This window comes from Streptomyces lomondensis (assembly GCF_014651035.1).
Taxonomy (GTDB): domain Bacteria; phylum Actinomycetota; class Actinomycetes; order Streptomycetales; family Streptomycetaceae; genus Streptomyces; species Streptomyces lomondensis.
This window is the reverse complement of record NZ_BMWC01000006.1, coordinates 165,805-183,213: the sequence shown is the minus strand read 5'-3', so window position 1 is coordinate 183,213 and position 17,409 is coordinate 165,805. Positions and strand designations below refer to the sequence as shown.

The window sequence follows — 17,409 nt, the reverse complement described above, 5'->3', positions numbered from 1 at the left end:
AGTCCCTCACACCGGCACCCGCCCCCCACTCACCGCCACCCCCACTCACCGCCACCCCCACTCACCGCCACCCCCACTCAACCGCCACATGGCCAAAACCAGACGCCGCGACCGCCGCCACCGCCCTCCACCCCACCGTCGTCTTTCGGTCGCCCCCGAAACCGTCACAACAGGCCCCCCGTCGTCCGGTCCCTCGACCACCCCCACCTCACCAGCGAGGTCATCCCGCCCGGCCCCCGGCCCCGCCGCCCGAACCCACTCCGCCCCCACCCCCCTCGGTAAGAAAATCTTGTCCGAATCATTGACGCACCCTCAGCCCCTCCGTAACTTGTGCCAGCAAGCGCTTACTTGAAACGATTCATGCGAGCGGATGACGTGCGGGGAGGTCCAACCGTGGTGAACGGCAGGAATGTTGAGAGACGTACGATTCTGAAGGCGGCCGGGGCCACGGCGGCCACGCTGGGGCTGGCGGCGACGACCGGCTGCGGTGGCGACGGAGGGGCGTCCGCGGACGGGACGGTGACGATCCGTTACGCGTGGTGGGGAGCGGAGGACCGTGCCCAGCGAATCAACAAGACCATCGCGCTCTTCGAGAAGAAGTACCCGAAGATCAAGGTGAAAACGGACTTCCAGCCTTATCTCGACTTCTGGAAGAAGTTCAACACCCAGGCCTCCGGCGGAAATCCGCCGGACGTCTTCCAGAATGCCATCGGGTTCCTCCGTAAATACGACGCGAAGAACGTGCTGCTCGATCTCAGCGAGCAGGCCAAGGCCGGCAACCTCCGGATGGACGGATTCCGCGCGGGACTCGAGAAGTTCGGCGAGATCGACGGCAAGCTCCTCGGAGTCCCGGTCGGTTCCAACTCGATGGCTCTGGTCATCGACAAGCCCGTCTACACCCGGGCGGGCGTGAAGCCGGAGATGGGCTGGACCTGGGACGACTTCGACTCGGCGATGAAGAAGATCCGCGACAAGACGGGCCGCGCCGGCGACAGCGGCATGTACGGGACGATGTACCTCTACGACCTGTACCTGCGCCAGAACGGCAAGGCGTTCTTCACCGAGGACGGACTCGGCTTCACCGAGGCGGATCTGACGGACTGGTGGACGAAGGCCAAGAAGGGCGTCGAGGAGGGTATCTACTCCGACCCGAAGAAGGTCGCCCAGATCAAGCCCAAGTCCGCGCTCGCCGCGGAGCTCTCCGGCGGCGAGTTCACCTGGGACAACTTCACCGTGCGCTACAGCGCCGAGGGCAAGAGCGAGTACGCCCTGGCGCCGATCCCGACCACGGACGGCAAGAAGACCGGCCAGTACCTCGGCTCGCTCATGCTGAGCGCCTCCAAGCGCACCCAGCATCCCAAGGAAGTCGCCCAGTTCATCGACTTCATGGTGCACGACCCCGAGGTCGCCAAGATCATGGGCTATGACCGCGGTGTGCCCGCGACGCAGGCCCAGTTCGACGCCTACAAGCCGACCGACGAGGTCAACAAGGCGATCGCCGCCTACGAGGAGTCCCTCGTCGAGGCCGGTGTCCTGGAGCCCATCACGCCGCACCCGAACGGCGCGGACATCTGTGAGTCCGCGTTCCTGCGCATCGCCGAGGAACTCGGTCTGGGCAAGCGGTCGGTGGACGAGGCCGTCAAGCAGTTCTTCACCGAGTCGAAGACGGCTCTCGGCACCTGATGGGAACCACCGTGACACACGCCCCTGCGATGGAGGGCCTGTCCCAGGACTCCGAGCCGCGGCACGGTCCGGTGAAGCCCGAGCGCCCCGCCGCCCTCAAGCGGCGGCGGCGCCGGGAGAACCTGGCCGGCTATCTCTTCATGTCCCCCTGGATCGCCGGGTTCCTGCTGCTCACCGCGGGCCCGATGGTCGCCTCGCTCTACTTCGCGTTCACCGACTACAACCTGTTCGACGCCCCCAAGTGGATCGGCTTCGACAACTTCTCCGAGATGTTCGGCGATCCCCGCTGGCGCCACTCGGTGCAGGTGACGCTCTGGTACGTCGTCGTCGGAACGCCGCTCAAACTGCTCGCGGCCCTCGGTGTGGCCCTGCTCCTCGCGCAGAAGCGGCGTGGACAGGCCTTCTACCGGGCGGCCTTCTACGCGCCGTCGCTGATCGGCGCGAGCGTCTCCGTCGCGATCGTCTGGAAGGCGATCTTCTCGGACGACGCGATCGTGGACCGTACGCAGAAGATCTTCGGGATCGACGTCGGCGGCTGGACCGGCGACCCGGACATGATCATCTACAGTCTGGTGGCGCTCACCGTCTGGCAGTTCGGCGCCCCCATGGTCATCTTCCTGGCCGGCCTCAAGCAGGTCCCGCGCGAGCTGTACGAGGCGGCCGAGGTCGACGGCGCGGGCAAGCTGCGGCGGTTCTGGAACATCACGCTGCCGATGATCTCCCCGGTGCTCTTCTTCAACGTCCTGCTGGAGACGATCCACTCCTTCCAGATCTTCAGCTCGGCGTACATCGTCGGCGGCGGCGCCGGAGGCAACGCCTGCGGTCCGGCCGACGGCTCGATGGTCTACACCTGCTATCTCTACGTCCAGGGCTTCGAGAACAGCCGGATGGGTCTGGCCTCCGCCATGGCCTGGATGCTGCTCGTCGCGGTCGCCCTGGTGACGGCGGTGCTGTTCTGGTCCCAGAAGCGCTGGGTGCACTACGAGGAGGGCGCCCGATGAGTGCGCATGCCACCGACGCCACCCCACGAGCGGGCGGCCTCCGGCACAAGCTGCCCGGATCCCTCGCCTGGCACATCGGGTCCCTGCTGATCCTCGCGGTGATCCTCTACCCGGTGATCTGGGTCATCGGCGGCTCCCTCAAGGAGAGCGAGGACATCGTCGGCAGCCTGGACCTCCTGCCGAGCGACCCCATCCTCGACAACTACAAGAGCCTCTCCGACGGCATCGCCGACATCTCGATCTCCACCTTCTTCCTCAACTCGCTCTTCCTCGCGGTCGGTTCGGTGATCGGGATCGTGGTGTCCTGCTCGCTGACGGCGTACGCCTTCGCGAGGATCAGGTTCGCGGGCCGGAATCTGCTGTTCACGCTGATGATCGGCACGCTCCTGCTGCCGTACCACGTGCTGCTGATCCCGCAGTACGTGCTGTTCCGCAACATGGACATGATCAACGAGTACACCCCACTGCTGCTGGGGAAGTACCTCGCCACGGAGGCGTTCTTCGTCTTCCTGATGGTGCAGTTCATGCGCAACATGCCCAAGGAACTCGACGAGGCGGCCCGCCTCGACGGCTGCGGGCACTTCCGCATCTACTGGTCGATCATGCTTCCGCTGTGCCGCCCGGCCCTGATCACCAGCGCGATCTTCACCTTCATCAACTCGTGGAACGACTTCATGGGCCCGCTGATCTACCTCAACGAGCCCGACATGTACACGGTCTCGCTCGGCCTGAAGATGTTCGTGGACCAGGAAGGGCTGGCCAACTACGGCGGCATGATCGCCATGTCGCTGGTCGCCCTGCTGCCGGTCCTCGCCTTCTTCCTCGCCTTCCAGCGGTACCTGATCGACGGCATGGCGACGTCCGGTCTGAAGGGCTGAGGTGAGCATGGCTGGGACCCGAGTGAAGGCACGGGGGGAGTCGGCTTTCGCCGAGCGGTTCGGTGTGTTCGCCGAGTGTCTGCTGACCGGTGTGTGGATCGCGGTGGCGTCGCTGGGTGTCGTGACGTACCCGGGGGCCTTCGTCGCCGGGGCGCGGCACCTCAGGCGCCGCACCGCCCACGAAGGGGGCGGCCTGCGCGAGTTCGTCGCCGACTTCCGGGCGGCCCTGCGCCGCGGATGGCTCGTCGGCCTCGCCGGGTGGGTGGCAGCGGGCGCGGTGTGGGTGGACGTCCAGGCGGTCCGGGCCGGGATCCCCGGCGGGCCGCTCGTCGGGGCCGTCGGCGTGTGCGCCCTGATCGGCCTGGTCGTGGCGGGGCTGCGCGCGGCGGCGGTCTGGGAGCCGGACGCCCGCTGGCGGACCCTGCTCGCCGCCGCCTGGCGCCGGACGGTGCTCGACCCGGCCGGGTCCTTCCTGATCATCGCCGGGCTGGCCGTGGTGGCCCTGTCCGCCTGGTTCGCCGCGCCGCTGGCGGTCGCCGTCCTCGGGGCCGTCGCGGCGGCGGCCGTCGCCGTGGAGGAGCGGTACCGGCGCCGCTGACCGGCGGTGCCCCTCATTCCCAGGTCGGCGCCCCGGGCGCCGACCTGTCACTGTCATGCCCCTGACCAGCGCACGGAATTGCTTCCCGCACGGACAAGGAAAGGCAGCACCTCTATGTCTCCCATCCCCCGCAGGAACCTCCTCAAGGCGGCCGCCGTCGCCGGAGCCGCCGCCCAGTTCAGCTGGGCACTGGGAGCCCAGGACGCCCAGGCGGCCCCCAGAGCCGAACCCGCCGACGCCGACCCGGTGACCCTGGACTGGCTGGAGGACGGCGGCCTCGGCGCGGCCCCCGGCTCCACCGTCGGCGTCCCCTGGCCGAAGGGTGCCTACCAGGAGGACCAGACCTTCGCGCTCACGGACGCGGACGGCAAGGCCGTACCCGTGCAGTCCTGGCCGATCGCCTACTGGCCCGACGGCTCCCTCAAGTGGACCGCGCACGCAGTCGGTTCGGGCGACGGCAAGCTCACGCTCAAGGCCGGGACGCCCGCAGCGCCGGAGAAGAAGGTCACCGTCGACAAGAGCGGCGGCACCATCGACATCTCCACCGGCGTCATCACCGCGAAGATCGGCAAGTCCGGCTCCACGATCGTCAAGTCGGTCGCCCGGGGCTCCACGGAGATCGCCAGGAACGGCCGGCTCGTGCTGATCCGCCAGCCCGAGATCGAGGACGAGGACCAGGGCGCGGTCAAGACCGAGCGCTTCGACGGCGCGGTCTCCAAGGTCGAGGTCGAGCAGGAGGGCCCGGTCCGCGCGGTCGTCCGCATCGACGGCAAGCACCGCAAGGGCGGCCGCAGCTGGCTGCCCTTCTCGATCCGGCTCTACTTCTACGCGGGCGCCGAGTCGTTCCGCATGGTCCACACCCTCACCTTCGACGGCACGCAGGAGCCCGGAAAGGCGAGCGGCGACTTCATCCGCGGGCTCGGCGTGCGCTTCCAGGTGCCGATGCGCGACGCCGCGTACGACCGGCACATCCGCATCGGCGGCGAGGGCACCGGCCTGCTCCGCGAGGCGGTCAAGGGCATCACCGGACTGCGCCGCGACCCCGGAGCGGCCGTGCGCACGGCCCAGTTCGAGGGCAAGAAGCTGCCCGACCCGTCCACCTGGGACCAGCGGGTCACCACCCGCCTCCAGTACATCCCCGAGTGGGGCGACTACACCCTGTCCCAGCTGTCCGCCGACGGCTTCACGGTCCGCAAGCGGACCAAGAAGGGCCACGGCTGGATCGGCGCGGGCGGCGGCAAGCGCGCCAGCGGCTTCGGATACGTCGGCGGCGCGAGCGGCGGCCTCGCCTTCGGCCTGAGGGACTTCTGGGAGAAGTTCCCCGCCCAGCTCGACATCCGCGACGCCCAGACCGACACGGCCGAGGTCACCCTCTGGCTCTGGTCGCCCGAGGCCCAGCCCATGGACCTGCGCTTCTACCACGACGGCATGGGGCAGGACACCTACCCCGAGCAGCTCGAAGGCCTCAACATCACCTACGAGGACTACGAGCCCGGCTTCGGCACCCCCTACGGCATCGCCCGTACCAGCGAACTCCTCTTCTGGGCCCACGAGTCCACGCCCAGTGCCGAGGCCATGGCCCAGCAGGTCGAGGCCGTCCGCACCCCGCCGCAGCTCGCCGCGCCACCCGAGCAGCTCATCAAGGCGGGCGTCTTCGGCAAGCTCTTCTCCCGGCCCGACCGCTCCACCGCCGCCAAGGCGAAGATCGAGGACCACCTCGACTTCCTCTTCACCTACTACAAGGACCAGGTGGAGATGCGCCGGTGGTACGGCTTCTGGGACTACGGCGACATCATGCACACCTACGATCCCAGCCGTCACCAGTGGTGCTACGACGTCGGCGGCTACGCCTGGGACAACTCCGAGCTCTCGCCCGACCTGTGGCTCTGGTTCGCGTACATGCGCTCCGGCCGCGCCGACATCTTCCGCTTCGCCGAGGCCATGACCCGCCACACCGGCGAGGTCGACGTCTACCACCTCGGCAAGTGGGCGGGCCTCGGCACCCGGCACGGCGTCCAGCACTACGCCGACAGCGCCAAGCAGCAGCGCATCGCCAACACCACCTACCGCCGCTACTACTACTTCCTCACGGCGGACGAACGCGTCGGCGACCTCATGCACGCCAACGTCGACTCCGACGAGACGTTCCTCGTCCTCGATCCCATCCGCAAGATCCGCACCGAGCCGTACACCCCCGACCGCAACGCCCTCTCCATCGGCTTCGGCACCGACTGGAGCGGTCTGGTCTCGGCCTGGCTCACCGAGTGGGAGCGGCGCGGCCCCAAGTGGGAGAAGGCCAAGGCGCGCGTCCTGTCCACCATGGAGACCATCGCCGCCCAGCCCAACGGCTTCGTGCAGGGCGACGCGCTCTACGACCTGGACACAGGCAAGTTCGCCGTCGCCAAGGAGCCCAAGGTCAGCGTCTCGCACCTGTCGGCCATGTTCGGCCTGGTCGAGCTGTGCGCCGAGCTGATCGACCAGGTCGACATGCCGAAGTTCAAGGAGGCGTGGCTCGACTACTGCCGCTACTTCAACGCCACCAAGGCCGAGCAGAAGGCCCGCTACGGCTCCGACTTCGGCTCCCTGCTGCTGTTCCAGGGCCACTCGCGCCAGGACGCCTACGCCGCCGTCCAGACGGGCGACGGCAAGCTGGCGGCCCGGGCGTGGCAGCAGTTCTACACCAGCCGGGACACCTGGGACTACAAGGAGTCCACCGACTGGTCCACGAAGAAGATCGAGGGCCCGACCGCCCTGGTCCCCGGCAGCGAGGCGGCCTGGGTGTCCACCAACGCCACGGCCCTGTACGGCCTGGCGGCCATCCAGAACCTGGCGCTCGTGGGCGACAAGATGCCGTAGCCGACGGCTAGTCCATCCTCCCCAGGGCCTCCCGCACCCGCCGGACGTCCCGGATCCGCTGCTCGTACGTCGCCCCGAGTGCGAGCAGCAGGAGTCCGGCCAGGGCGGGAGGCGCCCAGCGGGGGAGTGCTCCGGTCACCTGCACGACGTACGGGGCGAGTTCGTGCAGCGTGACCAGGGCCAGCACCGAGCCGCCGAGCACCAGCGGCGCCTGGAGGTGGTGCCGGGCCCCCAGGAGCGTCACGACCAGAGCCGCCGTGCCCAGCAGCAGCGGACGTGTCCAGTGCGGGTCGGCCCAGGCCGCGACCAGGCTCGGCAGGAGCGTGGCGGCGAGGCCGGGGCCGTACGCCGTCCAGGACGAGGCCCGCGGGTCGCGACGCCGCCGGACGGCGCCGACGAGCAGCGCCGGGACGGTCACCGGGAGCGTGTACGCCTCGGGCGTGCCGACGTCCCAGGCGGCCAGCCGTACCCACGCGGCCAGCACGAACAGGGCGGTGGCCGCGTAGCCGAGCGGACGGCGCTCCGGGCGCAGTGCCGTGGCCGCGGTGATCGTGCCGCACAGGGCCAGCACCAGGGCGAGCATCGGCGGGTCGGTGACGGCGAGGCCCACGGCGAGCAGGCCGGTGGCGGCTCCCACGATCTCGACCGGCACGGTCGCCAGGGACGCGCCCAGGCGCGCCGCGAGCAGGGCGGCGGCCACGGGGACGGCCAGGACGAGCAGAGCCGTACGGGCCGGCGGCCAGTCCGCGGCGGCACCCGTCGCCGCGGCCAGCGCGGCGGCGTGCACGAGGGCGGCCGGAGCCGTGACGGCGGCGAGCCCCGCCTGCCAGGAGGCCGCGGCGAACAGCGCCGTCAGTGCGGCCAGCACGACGAGGGTCGCGGTCTGGGAGGCGAGGGCGGTCAGGGCGAGGCTGACGGCCGTCACCAGGGCGAGAACGACGGCGGTGACCCGCGCGGCGGACACCGTGGTCCGGGACGCGTACAGCGCCGCCGCTGTCACGACCCCCAGGACCAGCATCCCGGCGACGTACGGGATCCCGAAGACCGCCGGCAGCGTCAGCACCGCGGCCCAGCACAGGACCGGCGCACCGAGCCGGGCCCGCGGCCGCCACTGCTCCCCGGGGACCGCCAGGGCGAGCACGGCCGCGACGGCCACGAGGACCACGGGAACTCCCGCCGCGTCCGGCGGCCAGGGCGTCTCGACGGCCACCGCGGCACGGGCGTCCGACGGCGCACCGCCCCACACCCGGCCCAGCCACCCGGCCGGCCCCAGCACCACCACGGCGACGACGGGCAGCGCCCACAGCAGAGCCAGCGCCTGTACGACACCGGAGGCCCAGGCAAGACCCCGCCGTACCGCTTCGGGCAGACGGCTCACCCGCACCGCCGTCAACAGGGCGATGCCGAGGGCCAGATGAGCCGGAACCGCCCACTCGGACGGCATCCCGGAGCGAACCACTCCGCCGAGCGCGCCCACGGTGAGCAGCCCGGAGGCGATCGCCAGGCCGAGGGCGTGCCGCGCGCCCGGAACCCGCCAGGCCGCACCCGACGCGATCCCCGCCGCGAGCAGGAGCAGCGCCCCGGCCCGGGCGGCAGCGCCCGGGCCGTCGGCCGTCAAGGACAGCCAGCCGGCGCCCAGGACGCCCCAGCCGCCCACGGCGTACGCACCCACGACGGCGGTGATCCGCACCGCGCCGGCCGTCCCCCGCAGCGCCACCACCGCGTCGAGCCCGGCCGTCACCAGCAGCGCCGCCGTGATCATGTACGGACCGGCGTCGGCGGCCAGCGCCCACAGCAGCAGCGGGAGCTGCGCCGCCGCCAGGGCGGAGGGCAGCGGCAGCCGCAGCGCGGCCGTGGCCGGCAGCACACCGTAGGCCGACCAGACCACCACCAGCACCGCCGACGCGGCCGCCGCGTAGCCGGTCCCGTCCGTCCCGGCGAGGGCGGCCTCGTGCAGCGCGTAGGCGTCCAGAACCGTGAGCGCGAGACCGAGGCCCGCCACGGACTCGGCCGTCGACCGCAGCCCCCGCTTCAGCAGCGCCGCGGGGGCGGCGAGCGCGGCCAGCGTGACCGCGCCGAGCACCACGGCCCGCCCGGTGATGCCCATGTGCCCCCAGCTGACCAGCGTGAACACCGCCGCCGCGAGCGTGAGCAGGACACCACCCAGGATCAGCAGCAGGTTCTGCACGCTGGGGGCGGCGGTCTCCGGGCGGGGCGGCGCGGCGGGCGGCGGCTGCGTCCGGGCCTCGGCCCGTGACTGCTGCTGCCCCTGGTGCAGGGTCGCGACCAGCCAGGCGCGACGTGCCAGCAACTGGGAGCGGCGGGCGTCCAGTTGCCACAGCTCGGCATCGAGGAGCCGCAACTCCTCGGCCGGGGGCGGAAGGTGCGTCATGGCTCGCAGTGTGGTCCGTGTCACCTCGAACGGCATGAGTGCGGATACTCAGGCGCGTACTCAGACAGCCCCGCGGCGACTGGGCAGACTGCGGTCACCGACTGGGCAGACTGCGGTCATGGACTGGAACCACTACCGCTTCCGCAGCCTGTGGGCCCTGCCCGCGCCGCCGGCCGCCGTGTACGAGGTGCTGGAACGGCCCGAGGACTACACCCGGTGGTGGCGCCAGGTCCGGGAGGTGACCCGGCACGACGACACCACCGGAGTGATCCGGATCCGCTCCGTCCTGCCGTACGACATGACCTTCACGGCACGGCAGGTGCGGCGCGACCCCGCGGGCGGAGTGCTGGAGATCGCCATGACCGGGGACATCGAGGGCTGGGCACGCTGGACGGTCACACCGCTCGGGCCGGGCAGTCTCGCGCGGTACGACCAGGTCGTGAGCGTGACCAAGCCGCTGCTGAGGCGGTTCGCCGTACCGGGGCGGCCCGTCTTCCGCGCCAACCACGCGCTGATGATGCGCTCCGGGCGGCGCGGGCTGCTCAGGCACCTTCGAGCGGTTTGAAGGAAGCGTGCCGGGACCTGTATTGTTCAGTGCGTTCCCGGGCGATTAGCTCAGTGGGAGAGCGCTTCGTTCACACCGAAGAGGTCACTGGTTCGAACCCAGTATCGCCCACCGGAAACAGCCGGTCCGTCGTAGACGGACCGGTTTTTTCATGCCCTGGGCCAGGGCCTGTCGTTCGGATCAGGCCGCCGCCGGCAGGTCCGGACGCAGCGGCCAGGCCGGATCCACCGCCTCCTCCACGCCGCTGCGCGCGAACCACGCCTGCAGCCCCCGCGCCTGCGCCGCGTGCCACACCGCCTGAAGCGTGTGCAGCTCCCCGGGGGCGAGCCGCTCCAGCCGGGACGCGAACCGGCGGCCCACCGCCCGGGTGACCTCCAGCGCCGCCACGGCATCGGCCGCCGCGTCGTGCGCGCCCTCCAGGGCGACGCCGTAGTGCGCGCACAGGTCGGTCAGGGTGCGGCGGCCCTTGCGGTACCGATCCAGGTGCTTGTCCAGGACCCGCGGGTCGAGCACCAGCAGCGGCGCCGACTCGAACCAGCGGCCGAGCGACGAGGCGCGGTGGCGCCGCAACTCCCGGTCCAGCAGGGTCAGATCGAACGGCGCGTTCATCACCACGACCGGCCGGCCGGCGTGCGCCTGCTCGGCCAGCGCCTCCGCTATCTCGTACATCACCGGCGACGGCCACCGGCCGTTGCGCTGGAGATGATCCTCCGTCAGCCCGTGCACCGCCGTCGCCTCCGCGGGCACCGGCACCCCCGGGTTCACCAGCCAGCGGCTCACCCGCGGCCGGACGCCCGGCGCGTCCTGGACGACGACGGCGGCCGACACGATCCGGTCGGTCTCGACGTCCACGCCCGTCGTCTCCGTGTCGAAGGCGGCCAGCGCCCCCTCGAACCAGCTCGTCGTCATACCCACACAACCCCTCGTTCACCTTCAGCAGTTGACGCACCGTCCGCTGCCCGATTCGGTGATACCCGGGCTGTTTGCGCCGTACGCCGGAAGGAGACAACAGGAGTACGGGTCGTCGCAGTTCAGCGGCCCCCAGCGGGGAATCACTTGTTCTGGAAGGCTGTTGGCCATGGCCATAGCGCAGCCCGAACGGGGCGGGCTGCTGCCCGAGCGCACGGCCCCCTCTCGCGGCACTCTCGCCACCACCGCCTGCATGGAGACACTCCAGGTCGGCTATCTGCACGCCGTCGCGGCGGCCGCCGGCTGCTCGCTCTCCCAGCCCTTTCCCGACAACGGCATCGACTGGCACGTCAGCCACAGCGCCCCCGGGCACACGGTCGACGACGAGGTCACCATCAAGGTGCAGCTCAAGGCCACCTACCAGGTGCCGCCCAACCCACCGGGCCGCACCTTCTCCTTCACGCTCGACAACGACCACCTGGCGAAGCTCGCCCGCAGCCCCGTGTCCGTACACAAGATCCTGGTGGTGATGCTGGTGCCGCGCGCCCAGGACGACTGGCTGCGCGCCGGCCACGACCGGCTCGACCTGAGGCACTGCTGCTACTGGACCAACCTCGCCGGCCAGCCGATCACCGGCCGCCGCCGCACCACCGTGCGCATACCGACTTCACGCATCTTCGACGACCGGGCCCTGTGCGAGATCATGACGCGGGTCGGGACGGGAGGGAAACCGTGACGCACCGCCCGACCGAGGAACCGGCGAGGCCCGTGCGGCCCCACCCCGTGGACACCGCCTGGAGCGGCGCACCGCCCGAGCCCGGCGAGGTCGACCCGGCCGTGCTCGGCGCCCTGCTGCGCCGGCACGGCTGGCAGCGCCGCGGCGGCGCCCCGGGCCGCTACGGCCGCTGGACCCCGCCCGGCCCCGGAGGCAGCGGCACCAGCCTGCTGGTGCCCGAGAGCCGCGCCTTCCCCGACAGCGACGACCTGCTCGGCGAGGCCCTGCTCGCCCTGTCCCGCAGCGGCTCGCCCTCCGCCCGCGAGGTCCTCGTCTCCCTCGCCGTGCCCAGCGACGAGATCCGCTGGTGGCACGACGTCCCCGCCGGGCCCGGCGGGGCGGCGCCCTGGACCGTCGAGGACCGGCTGCGCACCGCCGCCCGCCGGATGCTGCTCGCGGCGGCCCTCGCCACCCGCGCGCGGGCCGGCTACCACGGCGCCCGCCACCGGCGCGCCGCCGCCGCGTCCCTGGAGAACGTCCTCGTCGGCTCCGCCGCGGACGGCCGCCTCACCGCCTTCGTGCCCGTCGCCGCCGGCCGCCCCCTCGCCGTACGCCTCCACCAGGCCCTGCACGCCGCCCGCGAGGCCATCGACTACCAGCGCGCCACCGGCGGCATGGACGCCTTCGACGCCGCCGTCGAGGCGGGCGTGAGCCATGAGCTCACCGAGGCGCTCGTCGCCCTGGTCCGGGGCACCGAAGGCGCCCGGATCGCCGTCGAGTGGGCCCCGGCGGCCGGTGTGCCCGAGGGCTGCGCCCCCTCCGCCGAGCCCGTCGAGTTCTCACCCGGCGACCTGCCCGTGCTGCGCGAGGCAGGCGCCCGCTACCAGCACGAGGAACCCGCCGTACCGGTGCGGATCACCGGAGCGGTGGTACGGATGCGCAGGTCGGGGCCGCGCGGCGAGGGCACCGTACGGCTGCGGGTGCTGGCCGGGGCCGACGTGCCCCACGTCCGGATCACCCTGGACCAGGAGGCGTACCGGATCGCCGGGCACGCCCACCTCGTCGGGCTGCCGGTGCGGGTGCAGGGGCGGCTGGAGAGCCGGGGCGGGTTCCGGCGGCTGACCGGGGCCCACGGGGTGGTGCCGGTGCAGGTCGACGACGCCGAGCGGGACCGGCTGATGAAGGAGCTCCACGAGAACCTCGACTTCTTCGAGGAGGCCTGCGGAGGGGACTGCGGGGACTGATTTCGCGGAGGGTGGTCCCGGGTCGGTACGATCCTTACTCGTGCGCGCGCTCCGGTATGGCGCCGCAGACCCCCTTCAGTCAGGAGAGACCGGTGTCAGACGTCCGTGTGATCATCCAACGCGATTCCGAGCGGGAAGAACGCGTGGTGACGACGGGCACTACGGCCGCCGAGCTCTTCGCCGGCGAGCGTTCCATCGTCGCCGCGCGCGTGGCCGGCGAGCTCAAGGACCTGTCGTACGCCCTGTCCGACGGCGACGAGGTCGAGGGCGTCGAGATCTCCTCCGAGGACGGCCTGAACATCCTGCGCCACTCCACCGCGCACGTCATGGCCCAGGCCGTGCAGGAGCTCTTCCCCGAGGCCAAGCTCGGCATCGGCCCGCCCATCAAGGACGGCTTCTACTACGACTTCGACGTCAAGGAGCCGTTCACCCCCGAGGACCTCAAGCGCATCGAGAAGAAGATGCAGGAGATCCAGAAGCGGGGCCAGCGCTTCGCGCGCCGCGTCACCACCGACGAGGCCGCCCGCGAGGAGCTCGCCGACGAGCCGTACAAGCTGGAGCTCATCGGCCTCAAGGGCAACGCCGCGCAGGCCGCCGACGGCGCCGACGCGGAGGTGGGCAGCGGTGAGCTGACCATCTACGACAACCTCGACGCCAAGACGGGCGAGCTGTGCTGGAAGGACCTGTGCCGGGGTCCGCACCTGCCGACGACCCGCACCATCCCCGCCTTCAAGCTCATGCGCTCGGCCGCCGCGTACTGGCGCGGCAGCGAGAAGAACCCGCAGCTCCAGCGCATCTACGGCACCGCCTGGCCGTCGAAGGACGACCTGAAGGCCTACCTCGACTTCCTCGCGGAGGCCGAGAAGCGCGACCACCGCAAGCTCGGCTCCGAGCTGGACCTGTTCTCCTTCCCGGACGAGCTGGGCCCCGGCCTCGCGGTGTTCCACCCCAAGGGCGGGGTGATCCGCAAGGTCATGGAGGACTACTCGCGCCGCCGGCACGAGGCCTCCGGCTACGAGTTCGTGAACACCCCGCACATCTCGAAGGAGCACCTCTTCGAGATCTCCGGGCACCTGCCGCACTACGCGGAGGGCATGTTCCCGCCCATCCAGTTCGACGAGCAGAACTACCGCCTCAAGGCGATGAACTGCCCGATGCACAACCTGATCTTCAAGTCGCGGGGCCGGTCCTACCGTGAACTGCCCCTGCGGCTCTTCGAGTTCGGGACGGTGTACCGGTACGAGAAGTCCGGCGTCGTGCACGGCCTGACCCGCTCGCGCGGCTTCACCCAGGACGACGCGCACATCTACTGCACCAAGGAGCAGATGCCGCAGGAGCTCGACACGCTCCTGACCTTCGTGCTCGACCTGCTGCGCGACTACGGCCTGACCGAGTTCGAGCTGGAGCTGTCCACCCGCGACGACTCCGACAAGTTCATCGGCTCGGACGAGGACTGGGCGGAGGCCACCGAGGCGCTCCGGCTGGCGGCCGAGAAGCAGAACCTGCCGCTGGTCCCGGACCCGGGCGGCGCCGCCTACTACGGCCCGAAGATCTCCGTCCAGGCCAAGGACGCGATCGGCCGGTCCTGGCAGATGTCGACCATCCAGGTCGACTTCAACCAGCCCAAGCGGTTCGGCCTGGAGTACACGGCGGCGGACGGCTCCCGCCAGCAGCCCGTCATGATCCACCGGGCGCTGTTCGGCTCCATCGAGCGATTCTTCGGCGTCCTCCTGGAGCACTACGCGGGCGCCTTCCCGGCGTGGCTGGCCCCGGTCCAGGCGGTCGGCATCCCGATCGGCGACGCGCACGTCGCGTACCTGGAGAAGTTCGCGGCGGCGGCCCGGGAGAAGGGCCTGCGCGTCGAGGTCGACTCCTCGTCCGACCGTATGCAGAAGAAGATCCGCAACGCCCAGAAGCAGAAGGTGCCCTTCATGGTCATCGCCGGCGACGAGGACATGTCCCACGGGTCCGTGTCCTTCCGCTACCGCGACGGCTCGCAGGAGAACGGCATCCCCTTCGACGAGGCCATCGCCAAGATCCTGAAGGTCGTCGAGGAACGAGCTCAGGTCTGATCACACGGCGCACGGGCCCCCGGGGCGATCCCGGGGGCCTTTGCCGTACCCCCAGGTCGACGCCATATGCTGCACTGCATGACGAGTGAGCCGGAGCAGCAGGCAGGAGTGGGGACGCAGGACGCGTTCCAGCGGCTGTGGACACCCCACCGAATGGCCTACATTCAGGGCGAGAACAAGCCGAGCGGCCCGGGTGCCGAGGACGGCTGCCCCTTCTGCTCGATCCCGGCCAGGTCCGACGAGGACGGGCTGATCGTCAAGCGGGGGGAGCTGGTGTACGTGGTGCTCAACCTTTACCCGTACACCGGCGGCCACACCATGGCCGTGCCCTACCGCCACGTCGCCGACTACACGGACCTCACGGCGGGGGAGACCGCCGAGCTCGGCGAACTCACCAAGCAGGCGATGACGGCCCTGCGCACGGCCTCCGGCGCGCACGGCTTCAACATCGGCATGAACCAGGGCTCGGTCGCCGGGGCCGGTATCGCCGCCCACCTGCACCAGCACATCGTGCCGCGGTGGGGCGGGGACACGAACTTCATGCCGGTGGTGGGGCACACGCGGGTGCTGCCGCAGCTGCTGGCGGACACGCGGAAGATGCTGGCGGAGGCCTGGCCGACCGGTTGATGACGGCGGGGCCGGACTTTCCAGCCCGTCCGGCGTTTGAGGACGAGGCCGTTCAGGCCGATGGGGGTCTGGGGGCGCAGCCCCCAGCACCTACGCGTCGTAGACGTCCGCCTTCTTCGGCGCGGCCTCCTGAATCGCCCCGCTGAGCGCCGCCGACCGCGCCCCGAACTTCTCCACGTTCACCCCGTTCTCCCGCAGCACCTTCAACGCCGCCGCATGCACCACACGCAGCACAGGCGTAGCCGCCCGCAACGCGTCGTCCGCCATGAAGCGGTGCCGCCACGGCTGGTCGGCCCACGCGTGCCGCAGGCCGAACGGCTCCGGCAGCGTCAGGCTGCCCCCGAGCCACTTCAGCAGTGGCGGGTACCAGGTCAGCGGGGCCCGCGCGGCCAGCCGTACCACCTCGTCGGCATCGATCAGCGGGAGCTTCACGGTGCGGGTCTCCCAGAAGCGGAGCGCCTTCTGGACCGTCTTCTCCCTGGCCGCGGGCTTCTCGTTGAACAGGGGGTTGACCGGCCCCAGGGCGTGCCCGGTGACCTCGATGCGCAGGGTGTCGTGCAGCACGGTCACCGTGATCAGCATCGTGATCACCAGATGGCCGTCCCAGAGGGTCCACTGCACGCCGAGGTAGTGCCGGTCGCCGCTGCCGAACTGCTGCTTGTTGCAGATGTCCTGTATGGCGTGCGTCCGGACCGTGTACGCCTCGACGTCCGTGCCGCTCGGCCGGGACACCTCCGTCGCCTTCTCGCCGATCGGCGAGACGATCCAGTGCGTGATGGTCGGCTTGGGGAAGCCGCCGGTGTTGATGGACGTGCGCTCCAGCATGCCCAGGCCGCCCTGGATCGCCACGATGACGTCCCAGCTGCGGAAGGGGTGGAAGTCCTTGCCCGGCTCGGCGGAGACCAGTTCCTCGGCCAGCTGCCAGCTGCCCCAGCGGGTGCCCATGCCGAGTATGCCCTTGGGGCCGGCGTAGAAGGCGGAGTTGGAGCGCTGCTCGGCGGCGAGGCGGGCCAGCTCCTTGCGGACCTGCTCGGCCGCGTCACCAGGGGTGCCGGGGACGGCCTCGGGGATCTTCGCGCCGACCCCGCCGCCCGACAGCAGGCTCGACCAGCGCTCCCGCAGGTCACGGGCTGTGCGCTCGCAGATCTGCTTGGCCCAGAACCAGCCGACGACCGGCATGATGATCGCCGCGCGCCCGTACAGGGCCCAGAAGCCCGTGAACGGCATGCGGATCAGGAACAGCACGGCGAGCGCGCCCACCGCGACCAGCAGCGTCGTGGCGAGGGCGCCGGCGCGCTTGTCCTCGCGCTTGGCCATGGTGGTGCGCAGCGTGAACACGAGCAGCCACACGAGGAAGCCGGGCAGGAAGAGCACCCCGCAGATCACCGTGATCGCCGAGAGCCAGTTGTCGCGGTCGCGGCGGATGCGGTGGGCCGCCAGGCAGTGCTCGACGACGACCTGGGGCTCGATGCCGAAGGACTGGATGACCGGCTTGCGCCCGGCTCCCAGCATCCGGTCGATGATGGCGCGGGAGAAGGCCTCGCCGAAGCGGGGACGGAAGATCTTCGCCCAGGGCCGCGGCGGGGTGACCTTGGACTGGTGCCACTCGTTGTCGGCGTTCAGGATCTTGGTGACCTCGTCGTCCCGGTACGCCGCCGCGGCCAGGGCATAGGTCGCCGCCGTCTGGCCGCTCGCACCCGCCAGAGGCACCTGGGCCCCGGGACTGAAGTCGAATCCGTCCGTCACTGCCGCCCCCATCGCTGCCGCATCTGCATTGCGGCCTTCCCGACTTCCGCGCTCCGCACACCTGTTGATCAGGTCATCAGCGTATCCGTCCGCACCGACATCCGTCGGCGGGCGGCCAGTCAA

The 17,409-nt window shown here is 70.9% G+C and carries 13 protein-coding genes and 1 tRNA gene; 11 read left to right on the top strand and 3 right to left on the bottom strand.

Translation table 11 applies throughout. The features are described from left to right. Nucleotides 1-393: 393 nt before the first annotated feature. The 5 genes from IE255_RS21595 (at nucleotide 394) to IE255_RS21575 (ending at nucleotide 7,016) form a co-directional block, all read left to right on the top strand. A complete protein-coding gene (locus IE255_RS21595) occupies nucleotides 394-1,683 on the top strand; it encodes an ABC transporter substrate-binding protein (protein WP_229906518.1) in 1,290 nt (429 codons plus the stop codon). Beyond that, on the top strand, nucleotides 1,683-2,684 hold the full coding sequence (locus tag IE255_RS21590) for a carbohydrate ABC transporter permease (protein WP_190052005.1): 1,002 nt from the start codon (nucleotides 1,683-1,685) through the stop codon (nucleotides 2,682-2,684). The genes IE255_RS21595 and IE255_RS21590 overlap by 1 nt, the downstream gene beginning before the upstream one ends. Beyond that, nucleotides 2,681-3,562 (top strand): carbohydrate ABC transporter permease, encoded by an 882-nt coding sequence (locus tag IE255_RS21585; RefSeq protein WP_190052004.1) that lies wholly within the window; start codon nucleotides 2,681-2,683, stop codon nucleotides 3,560-3,562. The genes IE255_RS21590 and IE255_RS21585 overlap by 4 nt, the downstream gene beginning before the upstream one ends. Nucleotides 3,563-3,569: 7 nt before the next feature. After that, a complete protein-coding gene (locus IE255_RS21580) occupies nucleotides 3,570-4,160 on the top strand; it encodes a hypothetical protein (RefSeq protein WP_190052003.1) in 591 nt (196 codons plus the stop codon). Nucleotides 4,161-4,274: 114 nt separating this feature from the next. Then, nucleotides 4,275-7,016, top strand: a complete 2,742-nt coding sequence (locus tag IE255_RS21575) for an exo-rhamnogalacturonan lyase family protein (protein ID WP_190052002.1) — start codon at nucleotides 4,275-4,277, stop codon at nucleotides 7,014-7,016. A gap of 7 nt (nucleotides 7,017-7,023) precedes the next feature. Here the strand turns inward: IE255_RS21575 and IE255_RS21570 are convergent, their stop codons facing one another. Continuing rightward, entirely contained in the window at nucleotides 7,024-9,408 is a 2,385-nt protein-coding gene (locus IE255_RS21570; RefSeq protein ID WP_229906517.1) for an SCO7613 C-terminal domain-containing membrane protein, read from the bottom strand. Nucleotides 9,409-9,526: 118 nt separating this feature from the next. Here IE255_RS21570 and IE255_RS21565 point away from each other — a divergent pair, with 118 nt between their 5' ends. Then, a complete protein-coding gene (locus IE255_RS21565; RefSeq protein ID WP_190052000.1) occupies nucleotides 9,527-9,973 on the top strand; it encodes an SRPBCC family protein in 447 nt (148 codons plus the stop codon). Nucleotides 9,974-10,012: 39 nt separating this feature from the next. After that, nucleotides 10,013-10,084 (top strand) — tRNA-Val (locus IE255_RS21560). A gap of 69 nt (nucleotides 10,085-10,153) precedes the next feature. Here the strand turns inward: IE255_RS21560 and IE255_RS21555 are convergent. Continuing rightward, nucleotides 10,154-10,882 carry a 3'-5' exonuclease gene (locus IE255_RS21555; protein WP_190051999.1) on the bottom strand — a complete coding sequence of 243 codons (729 nt, stop codon included), beginning with the start codon at nucleotides 10,880-10,882 and terminating at the stop codon, nucleotides 10,154-10,156. 169 nt (nucleotides 10,883-11,051) lie between these two features. On the opposite strand from IE255_RS21555, the gene IE255_RS21550 reads away from it, so the two are divergent. From IE255_RS21550 to IE255_RS21535, 4 genes are all read left to right on the top strand, one after another. Further along, nucleotides 11,052-11,618, top strand: coding sequence for a DUF4365 domain-containing protein (locus IE255_RS21550; protein WP_190051998.1), 567 nt, complete (start codon nucleotides 11,052-11,054; stop codon nucleotides 11,616-11,618). Further along, nucleotides 11,615-12,841, top strand: coding sequence for a hypothetical protein (locus tag IE255_RS21545; protein WP_190051997.1), 1,227 nt, complete (start codon nucleotides 11,615-11,617; stop codon nucleotides 12,839-12,841). Before IE255_RS21550 ends, IE255_RS21545 begins: the two co-directional genes overlap by 4 nt. Before the next feature lie 92 nt (nucleotides 12,842-12,933). Then, the gene (gene thrS / locus IE255_RS21540) at nucleotides 12,934-14,913 is read left to right on the top strand and encodes a threonine--tRNA ligase (RefSeq protein ID WP_190051996.1); all 1,980 of its coding nucleotides are present in this window, start codon (nucleotides 12,934-12,936) and stop codon (nucleotides 14,911-14,913) included. Between the two features lie 66 nt (nucleotides 14,914-14,979). Then, nucleotides 14,980-15,540, top strand: a complete 561-nt coding sequence (locus IE255_RS21535; protein ID WP_190051995.1) for an HIT family protein — start codon at nucleotides 14,980-14,982, stop codon at nucleotides 15,538-15,540. A 90-nt stretch (nucleotides 15,541-15,630) separates the two neighbouring features. Here IE255_RS21535 and IE255_RS21530 read toward each other — a convergent pair whose 3' ends face one another. Beyond that, nucleotides 15,631-17,298, bottom strand: a complete 1,668-nt coding sequence (locus IE255_RS21530) for an AbeC-like domain-containing protein (RefSeq protein WP_190051994.1) — start codon at nucleotides 17,296-17,298, stop codon at nucleotides 15,631-15,633. Between the last annotated feature and the right edge of the window lie 111 nt (nucleotides 17,299-17,409).